General features: G+C 63.3%; 15 protein-coding genes. 5 read left to right on the plus strand and 10 right to left on the minus strand.

The window, feature by feature from the left end:
* Positions 1 to 5: 5 nt before the first annotated feature.
* Positions 6 to 134 carry a hypothetical protein gene (locus tag Q0030_RS02425; protein WP_298362902.1) on the minus strand — a complete coding sequence of 43 codons (129 nt, stop codon included), beginning with the start codon at positions 132 to 134 and terminating at the stop codon, positions 6 to 8.
* Positions 135 to 289: 155 nt separating this feature from the next.
* On the opposite strand from Q0030_RS02425, the gene Q0030_RS02430 reads away from it, so the two are divergent.
* Positions 290 to 865: an invasion associated locus B family protein gene (locus Q0030_RS02430; protein WP_298362904.1), complete on the plus strand. Its 576-nt coding sequence runs from the start codon at positions 290 to 292 to the stop codon at positions 863 to 865.
* 43 nt (positions 866 to 908) lie between these two features.
* Here the strand turns inward: Q0030_RS02430 and Q0030_RS02435 are convergent, their stop codons facing one another.
* The 4 genes from Q0030_RS02435 to Q0030_RS02450 form a co-directional block, all read right to left on the minus strand.
* The gene (locus tag Q0030_RS02435; RefSeq protein WP_298363227.1) at positions 909 to 3,842 is read right to left on the minus strand and encodes an autotransporter domain-containing protein; all 2,934 of its coding nucleotides are present in this window, start codon (positions 3,840 to 3,842) and stop codon (positions 909 to 911) included.
* A 155-nt stretch (positions 3,843 to 3,997) separates the two neighbouring features.
* Positions 3,998 to 5,659: a helix-turn-helix domain-containing protein gene (locus tag Q0030_RS02440; protein ID WP_298362906.1), complete on the minus strand. Its 1,662-nt coding sequence runs from the start codon at positions 5,657 to 5,659 to the stop codon at positions 3,998 to 4,000.
* 779 nt (positions 5,660 to 6,438) lie between these two features.
* Complete coding sequence (locus Q0030_RS02445; protein WP_298362908.1) at positions 6,439 to 7,377, minus strand: GAF domain-containing protein; 939 nt, start codon at positions 7,375 to 7,377, stop codon at positions 6,439 to 6,441.
* Positions 7,378 to 7,489: 112 nt separating this feature from the next.
* Positions 7,490 to 8,284: a class II aldolase/adducin family protein gene (locus tag Q0030_RS02450; RefSeq protein ID WP_298362910.1), complete on the minus strand. Its 795-nt coding sequence runs from the start codon at positions 8,282 to 8,284 to the stop codon at positions 7,490 to 7,492.
* A gap of 228 nt (positions 8,285 to 8,512) precedes the next feature.
* Between Q0030_RS02450 and Q0030_RS02455 the strand changes: the two genes are divergently transcribed.
* A complete protein-coding gene (locus tag Q0030_RS02455; RefSeq protein ID WP_298362912.1) occupies positions 8,513 to 9,523 on the plus strand; it encodes a glutathione S-transferase N-terminal domain-containing protein in 1,011 nt (336 codons plus the stop codon).
* Positions 9,524 to 9,562: 39 nt separating this feature from the next.
* Here the strand turns inward: Q0030_RS02455 and Q0030_RS02460 are convergent, their stop codons facing one another.
* From Q0030_RS02460 to Q0030_RS02480, 5 genes are all read right to left on the minus strand, one after another.
* Complete coding sequence (locus Q0030_RS02460) at positions 9,563 to 10,192, minus strand: DsbA family protein (protein ID WP_298362914.1); 630 nt, start codon at positions 10,190 to 10,192, stop codon at positions 9,563 to 9,565.
* A 502-nt stretch (positions 10,193 to 10,694) separates the two neighbouring features.
* Positions 10,695 to 12,617: an NAD(P)-binding domain-containing protein gene (locus Q0030_RS02465; protein ID WP_298362917.1), complete on the minus strand. Its 1,923-nt coding sequence runs from the start codon at positions 12,615 to 12,617 to the stop codon at positions 10,695 to 10,697.
* A gap of 9 nt (positions 12,618 to 12,626) precedes the next feature.
* Positions 12,627 to 13,400: an SDR family NAD(P)-dependent oxidoreductase gene (locus Q0030_RS02470; RefSeq protein ID WP_298362919.1), complete on the minus strand. Its 774-nt coding sequence runs from the start codon at positions 13,398 to 13,400 to the stop codon at positions 12,627 to 12,629.
* Entirely contained in the window at positions 13,397 to 14,041 is a 645-nt protein-coding gene (locus Q0030_RS02475; RefSeq protein ID WP_298362921.1) for a TetR/AcrR family transcriptional regulator, read from the minus strand. Before Q0030_RS02475 ends, Q0030_RS02470 begins: the two co-directional genes overlap by 4 nt.
* The gene (locus Q0030_RS02480) at positions 14,038 to 15,534 is read right to left on the minus strand and encodes an AMP-binding protein (protein WP_298362923.1); all 1,497 of its coding nucleotides are present in this window, start codon (positions 15,532 to 15,534) and stop codon (positions 14,038 to 14,040) included. The genes Q0030_RS02475 and Q0030_RS02480 overlap by 4 nt, the downstream gene beginning before the upstream one ends.
* A 170-nt stretch (positions 15,535 to 15,704) precedes the next feature.
* On the opposite strand from Q0030_RS02480, the gene Q0030_RS02485 reads away from it, so the two are divergent.
* The 3 genes from Q0030_RS02485 (at position 15,705) to Q0030_RS02495 (ending at position 18,980) form a co-directional block, all read left to right on the plus strand.
* Positions 15,705 to 16,964 carry an ABC transporter substrate-binding protein gene (locus tag Q0030_RS02485; protein WP_298362925.1) on the plus strand — a complete coding sequence of 420 codons (1,260 nt, stop codon included), beginning with the start codon at positions 15,705 to 15,707 and terminating at the stop codon, positions 16,962 to 16,964.
* 97 nt (positions 16,965 to 17,061) lie between these two features.
* Positions 17,062 to 17,964 (plus strand): branched-chain amino acid ABC transporter permease, encoded by a 903-nt coding sequence (locus Q0030_RS02490; RefSeq protein ID WP_363323424.1) that lies wholly within the window; start codon positions 17,062 to 17,064, stop codon positions 17,962 to 17,964.
* Entirely contained in the window at positions 17,961 to 18,980 is a 1,020-nt protein-coding gene (locus tag Q0030_RS02495) for a branched-chain amino acid ABC transporter permease (RefSeq protein ID WP_298362929.1), read from the plus strand. Before Q0030_RS02490 ends, Q0030_RS02495 begins: the two co-directional genes overlap by 4 nt.
* Positions 18,981 to 18,982: the final 2 nt, after the last annotated feature.

The following is an 18,982-nucleotide window of genomic DNA, read 5'->3' on the forward strand; positions in this document are numbered from 1 at the left end:
ACGGACTACCATTTCCGCTGTTGCTTGTTCGGGGTCTTGTTCGTGATCCTGGCTTCACGCGCAACTGCCCAGAAATACCCGCCGCAGAATGCAACAATCGCAACAATCACGGTGGCGGCGATAATCTCTTGCATGTCGGCGGCTCTCCAAGTACACGTACCTCTCATACGTGGGAATTATGCCCACGTAAAGTGAATCTCGGTTTCGAGATGTGACGAGGCGGAGCGAAGGCATGGTGAGAGTCAGCGCAACAGACAGACGTCTTCGGGCGATCGCAGCTCTCGTCGTCATGGCCGGCATCGGTTCGGCGCAGGCCGCTCGAACGTCTGACAAGTCGGATGCCAGCGGGGGTACGGTCTCGATTCCGATCGACACAAGGAGCCAGACGTCAGCGATGGAGGGCGTGGTCCGCCCCGTCCAGCTTCCCAAGGGCGCTTCTGCGGTCAGCGAGACCTACGGAGACTGGATCGTCAAATGCCTGCTCGATGGCGGTGCCAAGCTCTGCACCCTGGGACAGATACAGACCTCCAAGGAGACCAATCAGCAAATCTTTGCCATCGAGCTGATTCCGAGGGATGGAAAGGCCGAAGGCAACATCCTGATGCCGTTCGGGCTGAAGTTCGACGCCGGGGCCGTCCTCAAGCTCGACGGCAAGGATCTGGAGCAGACCCGGTTCTCCACCTGCACGGCGCAAGGCTGTTTGCTACCGGTATCCTTTCCCACGGTTGTGACCGACACCATCAGCAAGGCCAAGACGCTCACCGTTGCCGCGCAGAACATCAGCAACGGGCAGGCCGTCGTGTTCAATGTCCCCCTCAACGGCTTCGCCGCTGCGCTGGAGCGCACCATTCAGCTTGGAGGCTGAGCGGCACGAGCGGGATCGGAATCAAACGACCTGCGGCGAGGTGTCAGAATCGCCAGCTGAAGCTGCCCTTGACGGCGTTGCTGCGGCTCTGGTCGGCGAACTGGCCGGTCCAGGAGATGCTGAGCGCGGCGTTGGCGGCGACGGCCAGGTCGAGACCGGCTTCGGCGACGAACGCGTCGCGGGCGATCGGCGCGCCGGCCAGCGCGAACGGCGCGCCGGATTGGAAGGCCAGCGCCGCCACCGGCGTGACATCGCCAAGCGCGTGCCGCCAGCCGAGCATCCCGCGCGCCGTCAGGGCCTGCGTCAACGCCGTAGCGCCGCGCAGGCCGAGCGTCGTGTAGGTGGTGTCGAGATTCGCAGATCCGGTCATCGCCGCAAGGCCGCGCTCGTTGATGCCGCCATCAACCCGCACGTAGGCAAGGTTCAGGAATGGCTCCAGCGCAGCGGCATTGAACCCGTAGGTGTAGCCGACCTCGCCGAACACCTGCGTCGTCTTCAGGGCGTCATCGCCGCGCTCGGTGTCCACGATGTTGACCGCGGTGACCTGTCGCGCGGTGCTGATGTCGTTCCACGAGAAGCTGGCGCCGCCGCGCAGGCCCCAGGCGCCGAGCTGGCCGCCGCCATAGATCGCGACATGGTAGCTTTCACTCGAACCGGACGCCGCGATGTCGGGGGATTTGAAGGTGGACTGGCTGTAGCCGCCGGCGAGGCCGACGCGCCAGGTGCCGTTGAAGGTGACGTCGAGGCCGGAGATCACGCCGCCGAGCGAGTGATCGGTCCGCGCGGCGTTGCCGTCACCGTTGAGCGTTCCCTGGCTGCCCAGCGCCTGCGCCCACACCGAGTAGACCTGCGCCGGCCTCGACGCAGCGGCGGCCGGCGGCGCCTTGTAGAACGGTAGGGAGGCATAGGCGTTGCGCGGGGATTCGTCCGCATAGGACAGCACATCGGCCCCCTGTGCCAACGGCGTGCCGTAGCCGAAGTCCTGCCGCAACCGGCCGACGACGGCGTCGCGCAGATATTGCGACTGCTCCGACAGCACGCCGGCGGCGTTGGCGTGGATCGAGGCGTTGCCGAGGCTGGTGAAGGCGGCGCGTGCCTGGGCTGCGCTGGCGCCCACCACCTGCTGCCACACCGGATTGCTCGCCGTTGCCGTGTCCAGCGCGCCCGCCACTGCTTTCTCGTTGGCCGTCGAGGCGAGATCGGCGAAGTGGATCGCGCTGCGCGCGGTCGTCAAATAGCCGTTGAAGGCATCGGCGCTCAGGGTGAAGGCGATGAACGGGAAGTCGGCGATCGCGACGGTCGGGGACGACACCGTCAGGCCGCCCTGGGTGGTGAGGATCGTATAGGTCTTGCCCGGCACGACCGGCGCTGACGTGGTATCGGTGTCGTGCGCGATCTCGAAGATCGAGCTTTTGATGTTCGCCGCGCCGCCGACCTCGATCAGATCGCTGGCGGTGCCGCTGAGCTCGACATGGTATGTTGACTGGGGCCCCATCGTGAGATTGCCGAGGATATGGAGGGTCCCGATCGAATTTCCCGGCGATATCGTGCCGCCATTGTCGTTGACGTTTGCGACCTTGCCGTTGCCTGACAGCGTGCCGCCTTTGTTGACATTGATGACCGACGAGGTTGTCAGCGAGCCGTTCACCTTTAGATTGCCGGCGTTGATGTTGGTCACGCCGGTGAACGTCTGGACCCCGGTCAAGTTCAGCGTGCCGGTGCCCTCTTTCACCAGTGATCCGCCGACTCCGCCACTGTCTCCGCCATCCTGCAACACGCCGGAGAACAGCGTGCTGCTGTTATTGTAACCGATCATCAGCGAATGGTTGCCCAGCGAAACCGTGCCTCCTCCCGCGAGCGCACCGAGTGCCATCCCGCCAGCGGTCAGTCCCGAGATGTCGATGTTGCCCGACGCGGTGTTGGTGATGGTCGCATTGCCCCCGCTTGAAAAGCCGGCGAAGAAGACCTTGCCGGCATTGTTCAGCGTCGCGCTGGCGGCCGAGCTGTTGTCGCTGAAACGCATGACCCCGGTGCTCGCATTGTCGATCGATGCGTTCCCGGCACCAGAGAAATTCGCGAAAGTCATATTTCCCGTGTTGGTGATTTTCGCCGCTGCCATCGACCCATACTCGCTAAAAGCGAGGAGCCCAGCGTTGTTGACGATCGCTTCTCCAAGCGACGACCTGTCTTTCAGGGCGATGATACCGGAGCCGGTGTTGGTAATGCTGGAGAAGACAGCCGATGCAAGGTCTGCGAATTCGATCTGCCCCTGGTTGGTGATCGTCGCCCTGCTTGCCGTGCTGTTCTTTGTGAGCTTGATGGTCCCGGTCGTCTGATTGTTCAGCCTGGTCTCTCCCAGGCTGGTATCCGTGACCATAGATCCGAAGTTATCAATGGTGACCGCCCCCTGAAGGGATCCCCCCAGAAATTGAAGCGAACCATAGTTGGAGATCTTGATTTGGTCGCTGAAGAACCGGGAGCCGGCAAGGACCTCCCTGACCAGAAGCGTCCCGTTGTTGGTGATCTGTGTCTGTCGATCCGAATTTGATACGAGAGGAGCCGTCATCTGGCGAACATCGAGCAGCCCGCCCGGCCTGATCTCGATCTGATATTGGCCGCCAAAAAAATTGACACGAGTCTCCGTGACTTGACTATCGATATAAACGCGCGGGTTAGCGCCATTGTTCAGGAATCGCTTAAAATCTTCACGTTCGGTGGTATTCCAGTTTGCGGTCACGGCCCAGTTGGCAGCTACTCCGTTATTCGGAGCGACCCAATCGAGACCTGCTCCTGCGGCCGCATCAGAAAGCGCGCCGCTCGCCAATGCGGCCAGCAATGTGCCCGCGGCAAGACGTGCTGCCAGAACCCGGCGCGAGGCCGATGCCGACAAAAGGGAAACGAGCGAACGCCGGGCCGCCAGCCGAGGCCTGTGAAGAGTTGAGGCCCGGCTTTCGATCTGGACTGAATAAATGAACATGCTGCCCACCACTTTGCACGCTGACCGGCAAATTGAGCCGGAGTCGTCGTCTAGCAGGCAATTGTTTGGACACTATTTGAAGATCGCAGAGGCGAAGCCGGTTGTGGCTTCTGTGCCACGCGGCGTTGAGTCGAACGGCGCGTTATGCCGCCTTGTCAGGCTTCGGCCTTGTTCTTGCGTGCCCGCGCGTCGAGCGCCGAGCGTCGCCGGGGCGCGCTGCCAGTCACGCCCAAGCCGCGGCGGCCGAAGCCGATGCTTCTGAGAACAAAAGCGGGAACAGCGTGCTCGCCGTGCAGCCTCGTCACATGCGCGATCAGGCCGCGCATGACGTTGGCGCGTGCATGCTCCGACACGAGGTGACGCGCCGACGTGAAGTAGACATATTCGATTGCAGCGGCAGCGCCGATTGGGCCAAGCGCTGCCAGTGCCTGCGCTGACGCCGCCGGCAATGTTCGATCCGGCGACGCCATCATCCAGCCGATCATCAAGGCGATTTCGGGTGGACAAGGCGAACCCATGTTGGTTGTGTCAACGGCAGCCGCGTCCAGCGCGGCGCGGTCGCCGGCAGCAAGCAGGGCGATGCACTTCAGGACTCTCATGTGGAGATGAAGTGCGGGGCCCAATTCGGCCATCTCGATGCCGCGATCAAAGAACCCGACGGCTTCGTCGAAACGGCCGCGCGCATAGCGCAATTGCCCCATGATGGGCAAGGCGGCGGCAAAGTCCGCAGTTCGTGCGAAGGCGCGCTCGGCCAGGTCCTCCGCAAGGTCGAGATGACCCCGGTTGATGAAGTACAACAGCTTGGCCGCCGCCAGCATCAGCAGCGGGTTGGGCTCGACGGCGGGCAGGCATTCCAGCACCGTGGCGTCGATCTCGCTTTCGATGCGGTAGCGTTCTTCCAGGCTCATCCCACCGAACGGACCGGTCAGGATGAGGCGCGCGAATAGATGCAGGCACCATTGCAGGGCGATGTCTGCATTTTGAGGATCCTGCTCGCGCGCCTTTCCTAGTTGCTCGCCGCTTGCCAGCCACCCCGGATTTGACGTCGACAGCACGCTTGAAGCCTTGGGGAGGCGCATTTCAAGCGGTTCGTCCGCGGGGATGCCGAGACCGGTGGAAGCATCGACGAGCGCCTGCGACACGGCACCGATGACGCCATTCGAAACCCTACTCGCCTCGGACGAGAACGATGCGGCGTCTGTGATATCGAGATGGAGACGGAACGCCTTGACAATGCGCTTTGACGGCATTTCTCGCAAGGTGGCCGCGCAATCAAGCTGCCCGTCGCCGGCGAGGAAGCTCATCTGAAGGAAATAACGCAGCTTGTCGGTGACGCCAGGGTTCGAGTTCTCGGCAATCACGACCTTGTGGTTAATGCCAAGGCCGGTGGCGATCTTGTCGCGAAGCTGATCGACCAAAGACGATGCTTGCGCGCCGAAGGGATGCTGCTGCGGTCCGAAGGCCGGCCCGATCGCCAGGAATCCGTCGGTCGGCATCGCCGGAGACGGTGCGGCGATCCAGACGTAACCCTCGCCGTATTGCGTGGCGATATACATCGGCGATTTGGCGCTGTCGCCGAGCTTGGCCCGCAGCCTGTTGACCAGAAAGTCAACATTGCGATCGGATACGTCGGATTCCGAGGCGACCTCATCGAGTAGATGGCCGCGGCGCATCAGGCGCTGCGGGTTACGGGTGAGCGCGAGCAGCAGGGCGCGTTCGTTTCTGGTAAACTGAACTACAACCCCGTTGCGGTGCCCGAAAAGGCAGGTTTCGTCAAGAATCAGGTCTCCAAAGCGGAGACCGTGTACTTTGCCCACTTCCCAGCCCCCCTGAAGCAAATCAAACCAATCGCCGACACAAATAGAAGTATGCCCTTGAACGGCTCTCCCGCAAGCCTCGCGTGTGGCCTCATTGCTGAGCAGACGAGGCGAACGCCCCGTGCGACAAATTAACCCTACGGGCAATTTTCCGCTTCGCGTTTGACCCAACTCAGATGTTCAATGCACCCGTCTCACCCGATCGAGGGGCGAATCGCGATCGTCACGAACGCGGTGTGAGATGCGGTTGACGCCGATTGCGCAACTGACGGGTGCGCATGGGGCGGACGGTGAAGTCGTGTGGTCCTGACGCCCTAGCGGTAGGTGTCCTCTCGCAAAACGCGCAAGTGTTTTTGCGAAAGCGGTGACAAGCAAGCCAAGTCTCGCCGGGGAGAGCACGAAATAAGCCGTAACCCATCGCGCAGGGAAAGCCGGAGTGTTTTCCGGTTACACCTGTGGTCCTACCCGGTGCTTTTGTTGCACCGGACCCATGGGTGCGATCGGCACCCGGCTTTCCCTGCGCCCTCTGCCAAGTGAGACGGCCGAGCGTGAGGCGAGACTCGGACGAATTGCGTCGCGAGAATGCGAACGTGCAGCTGTTTGAAAATTGAAGCGGACCAACCCCAGCGTCGTCCCGGGCAAGCGAAGCGCGACCCGGGACCCATGACCACAGGGTTGAGTTGTTGAACGGGCTGTGGCCCCAACGTCGCGCAACGATCACCTTCGGTGGTTATGGGTCCCTGCTTTCGCAGGGACGACGAATGTAGGCGAGCCAACAATCACAAATACCAGGCAAGCACCGCCTTGAGCCGGGCGTTCTCGATCACCGGCAGCGCGACCACCTGGTTCATGCCGGAGCTGCGCGCCGATGCAGCCGCGATCGATTCATCCTGCTTCAGGTGTTCGGTGAGCGCGGGCATGCCGGTGGCCCATGCGCCGCCGATGCTGCCTTCACCGCGGTTGATCGTCTTTGCTGCATGGAGCGCAGCAAGATCGGACTGCTCGCTGCAATCGCCGGAGTGGAACACCAGCGCCGACCGCTCTTCGTTCGGCACCCAGATCTCGAACCGGCGTGCGATCGGCGTCGCCTGGGCGGATAGGAATGTCACCACCCAGGTCTGGTCGCCGGTGGTGTAAGGGATGCCGACACCGCAATTGATGCCGATCTCGGATGCGTCCTCCCAGCGCAGGAATCCCTTGGAATTGTGCAGATCCTTGATGATCAGCGGCATGCCGGCCTTCCAGGTCCGGCCGGGCAGGCCGAAGCCGCGCGGGAATTTGGTGTGGCGCGAGTTGAACTCGAACATGTCGGCCGTGCCGTAGTAGCCGTCGACCAGCGCCATCTCGTGGGATTTCTCGGGATCGTTGTGCCAGAGCTCGATCGCGCCGACATGCTTCCTGTCGTCACCGCAGAGCAGCACTATGACCGCCATCAGGAATTCGCCGGCGAACACCGGAAGCGCGACGGCGCAGGTCAGGCCGGCCTCGCGCGCCTCGTCGGTTCGCTTGAAATAGGAGTTGGCGAATTCGGTCAGGATGACCGGATGGCCGCTCGCCCAGGCCTTGCCGGGCAGGCCCTCGTCGTAGGCGAACAGCGCGTGCTCGCTGACCGCCTGGAATTCCGCGAACTCGGAGCTGTGCAGGCTGCCACCGAATTCCAGCCGCGCCCGCGTTTGATCGGGCACCCACAGTTCAACAACGCGAATGAAGGTTTTCATCACACGCACCTGCCGTCTCGCCGACGGCTAGCATCGGCGATGTCACGGCAAAATGTGCGCTCAAATAGCGGGCAAGCGACGCCCAAAGTTGATGCGAAGGCGCGATTTCGCCTCAGTCCCGATACGAGGGATCGGCGCGATCGAGCTTGCGCAGCAGCGCCGGCCAGGCGAGCTCGCCGTTGCGCGCGGCGCGGCCGGCTTTGGGCAGCATCCGCTCATAGGTGTCTTCGAGGATGTTCTGCGGCGGATAGACCAGCTTGGTGTTGCAGGACAGCGCCATCACCTGGGTCTGGCAGGCGCGCTCGAGGCGGAACAGCACGTTGAAGGCAGCGGGCACGGTGCGGCCGACGACCAGGAGGCCATGGTTGCGCAGGATCATCGCCTCGTTGTCGCCGAGGTCGCGCACCAGGCGTTCGCGCTCGTCGACATTGTCGGCGATGCCTTCGAAGTCGTGATAGGCGATGTGCAGGAACCGCATCGAGGTCTGCGCCAGCGGCAGCAGGCCGCATTCCATCGCCGACACCGCCATGCCGGCGGGGGTGTGGGTGTGCGCGACGCAGTCCATGTCGTGCTTGGCCATGTGGATGGCGCTGTGAATGACGAAGCCCGCGACGTTGACGTCATAGTCTGTCGCGTTGAGCAGCGTGTTGCCCTCGACGTCGACCTTGATCAGGCTGGAGGCGTCGATCTCCTCATACAGCATGCCGTAGGCATTGATCAGGAACTGGTCGGTGGTGCCGGGCACGCGGCAGGAGATGTGGTTCGCGATCATCTCCGTCATGCCGTACATCGCCGTGAGACGATAGCAGGCGGCGAGATCGACACGGGCCTGCCACTCCTCCGCGCTCACCTGCTCGCGAACGGATTTCACGACCTTGATCGCGGGCGAGCTGACGGGGGGATTCATGGCGTTCTCTCCTTGAGGATGTCTGCGAGGCCGGGGCCCGATTGTTGGCGCGGACCATAGCAGAATCCGCACGGCGGCAAGCGGCGGCGCGTCTGCTTATTTGCAGGTCTGGCGGGCAAAAACCGAATGCGGCATTGGCGCGCCGCGCCTTCGATGCCAGGATGCGGAAAAACAGCCGAGGCAAACCAAAATGAGCGATCGCAAGAATACGTTTTCGGAGGCGTCGTCATGACGGAGGGCCGCTATCGCCTGATCGGTTCGACCGCGTCGCCCTATGCGATCAAGCTGCGCGCGCTGATGCGCTACCGGCGCATCCCGCACGACTGGGTGATTATGACCAAGGCGTTGCGCGCGGCGACCGCGCATCTGAAGCCGATGCTGATCCCGGTGCTGCAATATCCCGACGGCAGCTATCGCGGCGAGACCACGACGCTGGCTTATGATCTGGAAGCGCGTCACCGGGGACGCTCGGTGATCCCGCAAGATAAAGCCGTAGCATTCGTCTGCGATCTGCTCGAGGACCTCGCCGATGAATGGGCGGTGAAGCCGCTGTTTCTGTATCGCTGGTGGGACCCGGATGATCAGGCCTACGTCTCGCGCTGGGCGGGCGAGGAATGGTCGACGTCGGAGGCCGCGGCCGGCAGCCGCGCGGAGATCGAGGAGTTCCGGCAGCGGCAGATTTCGCGGATGGTCATTCTCGGCGCGACCGAGGAGAACAGGCCGCTGTTGGAGGAGAGCTATCGGCGGACCCTTGCAGCGTTCGAGCCGCATGTCGGCATGACGAATTATCTGTTCGGCAGCCGGCCGTCGCTGGCGGATTTCGCCTGGTTCGGCCAGCTCAGCGAGATGGCAACCGACCCGACGCCGATGCGGATCATGCGCGAGCGTGCGCCGTTCACCGATCATTGGGTGCGGCGGCTCGACGATGCCTCCGGTGTCGAGGGCAACTGGTATCCGCGCGAGCAGGCGCTTGGCGGGTTTGCCGAAGCGCTGCTGCGGATCGCGGGCGAGCTCTATCTGCCGTTCCTTGCTGCCAATGCGGATGCATTCGCGAAAGGCCTGGAGCGGCTCGAGATCAATGTCTGGGGACTGCCTTACGCGCTGGCGCCGTTCAAATATCAGGTCAAGTGCCTGCAGCAGCTGCGCGCGAAATTTGCCGCACTCGATGCCGGAGATCGCGCGGCGTTGATGCCCATGCTGGAACGCACGGGATGCTGGGCGATCCTGGATGGAGGCTGATCAATCAGGGATGCCAATCAGGTTCAAATCGGCGTGAGCCTAGGTCCGGTGCCTGCTCCCGAGTGCGGCGGCGATCGTCTCCGGCTTCTTGATCCGCTCGACCAGCATGTCGATGCGGTCGCCGCCCCAGAACAGTTCGCCGTTGAACACCATGCTGGGCACGCCGAATACGCCGAGTGCTTCGGCCTCGTCGATGATGCGATCGTGTTCCGCGCGGGCAGGGCCGCGAACATAGGCCTCGAAGGCGTCGGCGGAACCGCCGATCGCGGTGATCACGCCGGCAATCTCTGACAATTCGTCGATCTCCAGCTCGTGGTTCCAGAATCTCCGGAACACCGTGTCATGATAGGAGCGGAATAGTCCGTGCCGTTGCGCGAACAACATCCCGGCGCTTGAGTAGAAGGCGTCATAGATCCGGCGCGGGCCCTTCATGGTCAGTCCCTGCGCATTGGCGAACCGCCGTGCATCCATGTAGGAGTAGCGTACCTTGCGCCAGAAATGCGGCGTGCGCGCCTCGACCGTGCCCATGAACTCGGGAATGCGAAGCGTGTAGGGCAGCCATTCCAGCTCGACGCCAAAGGTCTCCTCGAGCTCGAACAATCGCTTGTTGGCGACGTAGGCGTAGGGAGACTTGTAGTCGGTGTATATTCTGACCTTCGGCTTTTCCATCATCACTCCTCACCCTGTCGCGACAATTGTTCCCGATCCCGCGCGGTGGCGCAATGCGGGGCGACGAGGGAGAGATCGCGCGCAAGCGAATGGGCCCCGGTGCATTCAAGCATCGCGGGGCCCTGCTACTTCGTTTTAGCGAAGGATCTCTGGTGTAGACCAGTGGTGTTTCGGGACCTAAAAGCGCTTGGCCTTTGCGCTCTCGTCCTGCGGATATGTTCAGATTGTCGGCAGTGCACGCGGCTAGCAGCTGCTGTTCGCCTCAACGTGCACCGAGACCTTGCCGAGCAAGGTCGCTGGCTTTCGCCGGTGGCGTCATGCTCCTCTCCAAGGGTGGGCCGACGGACCTCTGTCCGCTTCTCTGCCTGGCGGCCGATTCCAAAATCGTCCGTCAATTCCTGCGACGCGGGGAGCAGGCGCTCCCGCACCCCAACAGGTGCAGTCGGCGAAATGCTGCGGCAGATATAGCCTGCTGTCAAGTTAACGAGCGGGGTATTTCAGGTCAGCTTTCCTGTCGCGCCTTGGTCTTTCGATACTGCGAGAAGTCCGGATCGTGCGTCATTTTCCAATAGTCAACAAACCGCCACGGCATTGCCGAGAACACCCGCCCGCTCCTGTTGCGGTAGTAGGTCGTCATGCCCGGATGCGTCCAGATCAGCTGCTCATGCTCGGCATCGACGTTGCGGATGTATTCGTCATGCGCGTCGGGATACACATCGATCGCGGCGATGTCGTTCTCGATCATCTCGACGAGGCAAGCGGAGATGTAGCGGCTCTGGCATTCCGACTGGAAGATCACGCTGCCGCCATGCGCAGGCCCCGAGTTGGGGCCGAGCATCAGAAACAAATTGGGGAAGTCAGGCACGGTGAGGCCGAGATACGCGGTCGGATTGTCGTCGCGCCACGCCTGCTTGAGGTTCTTGCCGTCGCGCCCGATGATGTTGAGACGCGCCGCCATCTCGGAGACCTTGAAGCCGGTCGAGATCACGATGACGTCGTGCAGCCGCGACGTGCCGTCCGTGGTGACAATTCCCTCTGCAGCGAAATGATCGATCTTGTCGGTGACCAGCTCGACATTCGGCCGGGTCAACGTCTTGAACCAGTTGTTGTCGAGCAGGATGCGCTTGCCGTAAGGCGGATAGGTCGGCATGCACTTCTCGATCAGGTCGGGGCGATCCTTCAGCTCGGAGAGGATGAAGTCGGCCAGCTCCTGGCGGTGCCGGTCGTTGCCCTTGTTGACGGCGCGGTCCGGATGCGGCCAGGCCGGATCCTTGCGCAGGAACGGCAGTAGCCCGTCGCCGTAACGCCAGAACATGTTGAAGCGATACCACTGCACATAGAATGGCAGATGCGCTAGCAGCCACTGCGCGCCTTCGGTGATCGGATCGGAATAGCCCTTCACCGGCCGCGCCCACTGCGCCGTGCGCTGGTAAACGGTGACCGAGGCGACGCGGTCGGCGATCGACGGCACCAGCTGCATCGCGGTCGCGCCGGTGCCGATCACAGCCACATGCTTGCCGTCGAGCTTGATATCGTCGGACCACAGCGCCGAATGAACCTTCTGGCCGGTGAAATCGCCGTCGCCCTTGAAAGAGGCAGGCGAGGGATCGTTGAGCTGCCCGATCGCGCTGACCAGCGCGGTGGACTCGAACGTCTCTTCACCGCTCGCGGTCTTCAGAGTCGAGATCCAGCGGCGCTTGCCTTCGTCCCAGCGCGAGGCGACCAGCTCGGTCGAGAGGCGGACGTGCTTACGGATGTCGTATTCGCGCACGACCTTGAGCAGATAGTCCAGCAGTTCCTGGCGCTGTGCGAAATAGCGCGTCCACGGATTGCGGGCGCCGAACGAGAACGAATAGGAGTGGTTCGGCGTATCGACGCCGCAGCCGGGGTAGCGGTTGACGTACCAGGTGCCGCCGATCTCGTCCTGCTTCTCGACGATGGTGTAGGGAATGCCGAGCCGCCCGAGCGCAACGCCGAGCGCGATCGCGCAGACGCCGGCGCCGACGATCAGCACGTGCTGCTGCGCAAGCCTCGCCTCGGAGGGGCGCTCGCGCCAGCGCGCGTCGCGGGGAACGAACCCCATCTCTTCTCGCATCAGCGGGGCATATTCCGGCGCGACATTCTCGCCGAGCGTCGCGCGCATCATCCGCAGCATCAGTTCATCGCCGGGATCGGTGATGACGGGCTTCGGCGTGCCGTTCGCGAACAGGTTCAGGACGGCGGCGCGGATCTCGTCCTGGATCTCCTTCGGCACGCCGGCATCCGGATCGGGGATCAGGCGAACGTCGCGCTTCGGCTTGTACGGCGGCTCGAGCCACTTCTCGTCGCCGGTCATATGCACCAGCACCATCAGCAGCACGCGGATATCGCCCTCGGCGATGGCGGAGGACAGATCGAGGTGTTTGCGCGAAAGCTCGATATTCATGCGTTGTCCTCAGCTCGCCGGTGCGTGGGGCAGACCGCCATAGGCGGCCCAAGTGGTGCCGACGATGTAGCCGGCATCGACCGGCAGGTTGATGCCGGTCACGCCGCTGCTCTGCGGCGAGAGCAGCCAAGCGATCGCCTGCGCCACTTCCATCGGCTCGACCAGCCGGTTCATCGCAGTCGGGCGGGCCAGCAGGTCCTTGTTCAGCGCGCCCGACGCGATGCCGGCTTCGAGTGCCGCCGTGCGGGTGAAGCCGGGCGACACCGCGTTGACGCGCACGCCGGAACGGCCCCATTCGGCGGCCAGCGTCTGCGTGATCTGGATGACGCCGGCCTTCGCCGCGGTATAGGCGTGGATCGGACCCGACGTCATGCCGGCCACCGAGGCGACATTGACGATCGCGCCATGCCGCCGCTTCGCCATTCCGATGCCGACGCTACGCGCGACCAGGAAGGTGCCGCGCAGGTCGATATTGACCTCGCGGTCCCATTGCTCCATCCGGACCCGCTCGATCGTGTGCATCTTGCCGAACACGCCGGCCGCGTTGACGAGGCCGGTGATCGGGCCGTGCGCCTTCTCGATATCGGCGATGCCGGTGACGACGGCGCTTTCGCTCGCGACGTCGAACGGCGCCGGCCAGAGGATGGCGGTCGTTCCGACCAGCGGCTCGGGCGCTATGTCGACGATGACGACGCGATGGCCTTGATCCGCAAGCAGCGTTGCGGTCGCAGCGCCAATGCCGCGGCTGCCGCCGGTGACGAGGATGGTGCCGTCGGCGCTCATGACTTTCTTCCCTTGTCGGTCGTGGTGAACAGGCCGCGCGTGACCAGCTTCTGGTAGGCCGTGATGACGTAATCGGGCACCGCGGTGACGCCTTGCTCGGAATAGGAATAGCGGCGGCTGAGATAGCCGCGCGCACCCATCAAGACCTGGACGATGGCCTCGAATTCTTCATCGCTGAAGGTGTTGGTGGCGCCTGCGGCCCGCGCGCGCTGCAGGATCCGGACATAGGCGCTCGAGATGTTGTCGAAATGCTTCTGGTAGCCGATGGGCGCGAAGAACTCGGCCTCGTTGAGGATGCGCAGGAATTCCGGCACCTCGCGGATGAAGTCGAAGAAGGCGCTGAAGCGCTCGACCTCCTGCCGGGCCTCGTTTGCGGTGCCGGTGCGCGCATGGATGAAGCGGACCATGTCGAGGCCGATCTTCGGCAGCAGCTGGTCGAGCAACTCCTGACGGTTCTCGAAATGGTTGTAGAACGTGCCCTGCGCGACGCCGGCAGCTTCCGTGATCCGTGCAACCGAGGCTTCGGCATAGCCGTATTTGCCGACGACCTTGGTCGCGGCGTCGAAGATCTTCTGCTTGGTCCAGGCGTTTCGCTCGACCCGGTTGAGTTTTGTCACTTTGGCGGATGTCGCTTGCGTCATGCGGTGGCCTCGAGTTCGGCGCGGAGCATGCGTTTGAGCACCTTGCCGGATGGATTGCGCGGCAGGCTGTCGCGGATGATCAACTGCCGCGGCACCTTGAAGCCTGCGAGCCGCGCACGGCAGAATTCGGTTAGGTTGGGCAGGTCGAGCTTGGCGTCGCCCGCCAACACCACGATGGCGACCGGCTTTTCGCCCCAGCGTTCATCCCGCAGGCCGATCACCGCGACTTCGCGCACCCCGGGGATTTCATAGATGACACGCTCGACCTCGGAGGAGGCGATGTTCTCGCCACCGGAGATGATCATGTCCTTCTTGCGGTCGGTCAGATAGAGGAAGCCGTCGTCGTCGAGATAGCCGATGTCGCCGGTGCGGAACCAGTCGCCGAAGAAGGCGGATGCGGTCTTCTCCGGATCCTTCCAGTAGCCCTGCGTGACCTTCGGGCCGCGCAGGCAGATCTCGCCATTCTGTCCGGCGGGCAGGCGCTTGCCGGCGTCGTCGCGGATCTCGATCTCGACATGGGCGATGGCGCGGCCGGTCGAGCCGATCTTCTCGATCTCGCGGCCCGCGTCCATGAAGGTATCGCCGCCGCAGCTTTCGGTAAGGCCGTAAGCATCGATGTAGCGCGCGTTCGTGAAATAGTGGGAGAAGGCGCGGATGCGGACCTCCGGCGTCTTCTCGCCGCCGCCGATCGCCCATCGCAGGCTGGAGACGTCGTAGCGCTCGCGGTTCGGGCAGGTGAGGAGGGCCGTAGTCATGACCGGCGCGAGCCACGCCGCATTCAGCTTCTCGCGCTCGATCGCGGCCAGCGCCGGTTCGGGCTCGAAGGTGCGGTGAATGCACAGCATGCCGCCGTGCCAGAGCACCGCGATGCCGGGCAGGTCGAGCGCGCCGACATGATAGAGCGGGCCAACGACGAGCAGCCGCGTGTCGGCATTGAGCCCGAGCACCAGCGTCTGGTCGGCGGACTTCCAGTAGATGTTCTCGTAGGTGAGTATCACGCCCTTAGGGCGATCCGTCGTGCCCGAGGTGTACATCAGGCGCATCAGATCACGCGGCTGGCGCACATGGATCGGCGCCGGCGCAATGTCGGGCGCAAGGTTGGTGACGCTGGACTGCGCGACTTCACCCAGCAACACCACCGGCGCGCCGCCGGTTGCGATCGCGGCAAGCTCTTCGTCGGCCACCAGCAGGCGCGCACCGGAATTGCCGACGATGTAGCCGACCTCATCGGCCGACAGCCGATAATTGATCGGCAGGAACACCGCGCCGATATGGCTGGTCGCGAACACCAGTTCGAGAAAAGCAGTGCTGTTCTTCATCAGGACGGCGACGACGTCGCCGGGCGCGATCCCCTGCAGCGCGAGCCAGCTGCCGACCTGCCGGATCCGCAGATCAAAATCGGCGTAGGAGACGTCCTCGCCGCGATATTTCAGCGCACAACGGTCCGGAGACCGCCTGGCGTGAAATGCGATGAAGCTGGAAAGATTGATCATTTGCCGTCCGTCGGGCCAGTTCCGGCGCCGTTTTCTCCCTAGATGAATTATGAGTCGTAATTCATCTTTGGCTTGACGTCACCCCCCTTGCTCTGAAAACATCGTGGCCATGGAGACGAAACGATCTCCGACAGGGATTTTGGGAACGCGAACCCGACAGGGAGGGGAATATGAAAACGACCCGGAAACCGGGCATCAGCCGGCGCTCGACGCTTGCGCTGATGGGCGCTGGTGCGGTGACCTTTGCCGCGCCATGGGTGGCGCGCGCACAGGCCAAGACCATCAAGATCGGTATGCCGACCATTCTGTCGGGCCGCGTCGCGCAACTCGGCACGTCCTCGCGCAATGCGGTGCTGCTGGAAGTCGAGAAGGTCAATACCGCAGGCGGCCTTGCCGGGCGGCAGATCGAGATGGTGATCCGCGATTCCAAGGGGCAGCCGCAGGAAGCCGCGCGTATCGCGCGCGAGCTCGTCAACACTGATGGCTGCGAGATGCTGCTCGACGGCGAGGCATCGTCGGGATCGTTCGCGGTTCACGAGGTAGCGCGCGATCTTGGCGTGCTCTGCATCCATACCTGTTCGGAAGCGTCGTCGCTGACCGCCGATCCCAAGCAGCACATCCCGAACGCGTTCCGCTGCGTGCGGCAGGGCATTCATGACTCGATCGTCGGCGCCGGCTACGCGGCAGGAATCGCCAAGGCCAAGGGCCTGAAGAAATGGGCAACCTGTTCGCCCGACTACGCCTATGGCCGCGACACCACCGGCGAGTTCGTGCTGTACCTGAAGAAGTTCGCGCCCGATGTTGAGATCATCAGCGAGTCCTGGCCAAAGCTGTTCCAGCCCGATTACACCGAGGTGGTGACCAAGATCCTGCAAGCCAAGCCGCAGGCGCTCTATTCCTGCCTGTGGGGCGGCGATCTCACCTCGTATATCGACCAGGCCAACATCTACGCGATGTTCACCCAGATGGAGGTGTTCGCGGTCAACATGGCCGACTACACCGCGCTCACGGTGGTGAAGAACCTGCCCAAGGGCATCCATTCCGGCGATCGTTACATCAAGACATTCCCGCCGACGCAGGAGAATGCAGCCTGGGGCGATGCCTACAAGGCGAAGTACAACGAGTACCCGACCAACTGGTCCTGGCAGAACGCAACGGCCGTCATGTTCCTCAGCGAGGCCGTCAAGAAGGCGAACTCGACCGACGGCAAGAAGGTCGCGGAAGCACTCACCGGGCTTACCATCAAATGCCCGTTCGGTGCCGACGGCACCGTCACGATGCGCGCCGACGACCACACGCTGGTCGGCTACGCGATCGGCTGGGGCACCACGATCCCGCAGGAGCCTTACGTGCCTGACGTGAAGGCCGGCGACTGGAAGACCATCTTCGAACTCGAAGCCGAGTGGAAGAAGAGCAAGGGCTACACCTGATCCGCATGTGGGGCGGAGGTAGCGACCCGCTGCCTCCGCCTTCCGTCTGATGTTTGTCGCGCGCCGGCGTTGCGGCCCGCCGTAATGGATGATTTTCGTGGACCTCGACGCGCTCGCCAGTTGCCTCACCAGTCCTGCATGCCTGGTGACGCAGACCACCAGCGGCCTGATCATCGGCATGCTGCTGTTTCTCGTCGCCGTCGGGCTGACGCTGATCTTCGGCGTGCTCAAGGTGGTCAATTTCAGCCACGGCGCCTTCTATATGTTCGGCGCCTATTTCGCGATGACGGCCTACCAGCTCACCGGCAGCTTCGCGCTGGCGATCCTGAGCGGCGCTGTCGGTACCGCGATCCTCGGCCTGATCTTCGAGCGTGTGTTCATGAGCCGGGTCTACGGCCGCGACGTGCTGATGCAGCTTCTGGTGTGCTACGCCTTCGTGCTGATCTTCGACGACGTCGTCCGCATGATCTGGGGACCTGAATTCAAGTCGATGGGCATGCCGGCCGCATTCCAGGTGCCGCCGCTGTTCATCGCCGGCGGTGTGGTGCCGCCATACTATCTGCTGCTGATCGGGGTGGCGCTGGCCGCTGCTGTTGTTCTCGGCCTGGGGCTGGAGCGCTCCAGGATCGGCAAGGTGATCCGTGCAGCCGCGCACAATCCCGGGATGGTGTCGGCGCTCGGCATCAACACCGGGCTGATCTATGGCGGCGTGTTCGCGCTCGGTGGCATGCTGGCGGGACTGGCGGGCGCGCTGGCCGCGCCGGTGCGTTCGCTGACGCCGGGCATGGGTTTCTCTGTCCTGATCGAGTCCTTCATCGTCACCGTGATCGGCGGCATGGGTTCCATCCTGGGGGCGCTGATCGGCGCACTCCTGATCGGCCTGATCCGCTCGTTCGGATCGCTCGGTTTCCCGCTGTTCACCGAGGGGCTTATGTATCTCTTCATGGTGATCGTGCTGGTGTCGCGTCCGACCGGCCTGTTCGGCAAGGAGGTCGCATGACCGAGTTGCAGGCCGGGCAGGGCGCACAGCCCCTCAAAGTGCCCCGGATCGACGCCAGGCCGCAGCGCTATCGCGATCTTTTGATCGCGCTCGCGGCATTTGCCGTGCTCGCGGTGCTGCCGATGGTGTTCGGCAGCAAGCAGCTGCTCGACTTTGTGATCCGCTGCGCGGCCTACGGTCTATTCGCGACGTCGCTCAACCTTCTGGTCGGTTACACCGGCCTGATCTCGTTCGGGCACGGCATGTTCTTCGGCCTCGGCGCTTATGGCTTCGGCCTCATGATGCAGAAGACCGGCGTGCCGATCCCGGTGGCTTTTGTCGCCACGCTGGCGATGACCTTCGTCGTCGCCGTCGTCATCGGCGCGATCTGCGTGCGATTGAAGGAGATCTATTTCGCCTTCGTCACGCTGGCGTTCCAGATGCTGATTCATTCGACCATCCTGTCGTGGCAATCGCTGACCGGCGGCGACCAGGGCCTGCGCGGCGGCATTCCGCGGCCGCCGTTTCTCGGCATCGACATGTCGAACCATTTGCATCTCTACATCACGAGCTGCGCGCTGCTGGTGATCGGGCTGTTCTTGATGCGCCAGATCGCGCAGTCGCCATTCGGCTATACACTGCGCATGATCCGTGACAACGCCACACGGGCGAGCTTTATCGGCATCGATGTCTGGCGCGCGAAGCTTGTGATCTTCGTGCTGGCGGCGCTGTTCGCGGCGACCGGCGGCATCATCATGGCGCTGTTCGTCTCCGGCGCCTATCCCGAATTCGCCTACTGGACGATCTCGGGCGAGGGCATCTTCATCAACATGCTCGGCGGCGTGACGACCTTCCTCGGGCCGATGGTCGGAACGGTGCTGCTGCTGATCCTCAACGACACCGTCACCCGCCTGACCGAGTATCACGGCATCGTGCTCGGCATCGTGATCCTGTTCTTTGCCATCGGCCTGCGGAAGGGCCTGATGGACTTCGTCGTCGAATGGTTCGCGCAGCGTCGCGACGAGGGGCGTGGTTAGCC

It is taken from the genome of uncultured Bradyrhizobium sp. (assembly GCF_947648125.1).
In the GTDB taxonomy this organism is placed as follows: domain Bacteria; phylum Pseudomonadota; class Alphaproteobacteria; order Rhizobiales; family Xanthobacteraceae; genus Bradyrhizobium.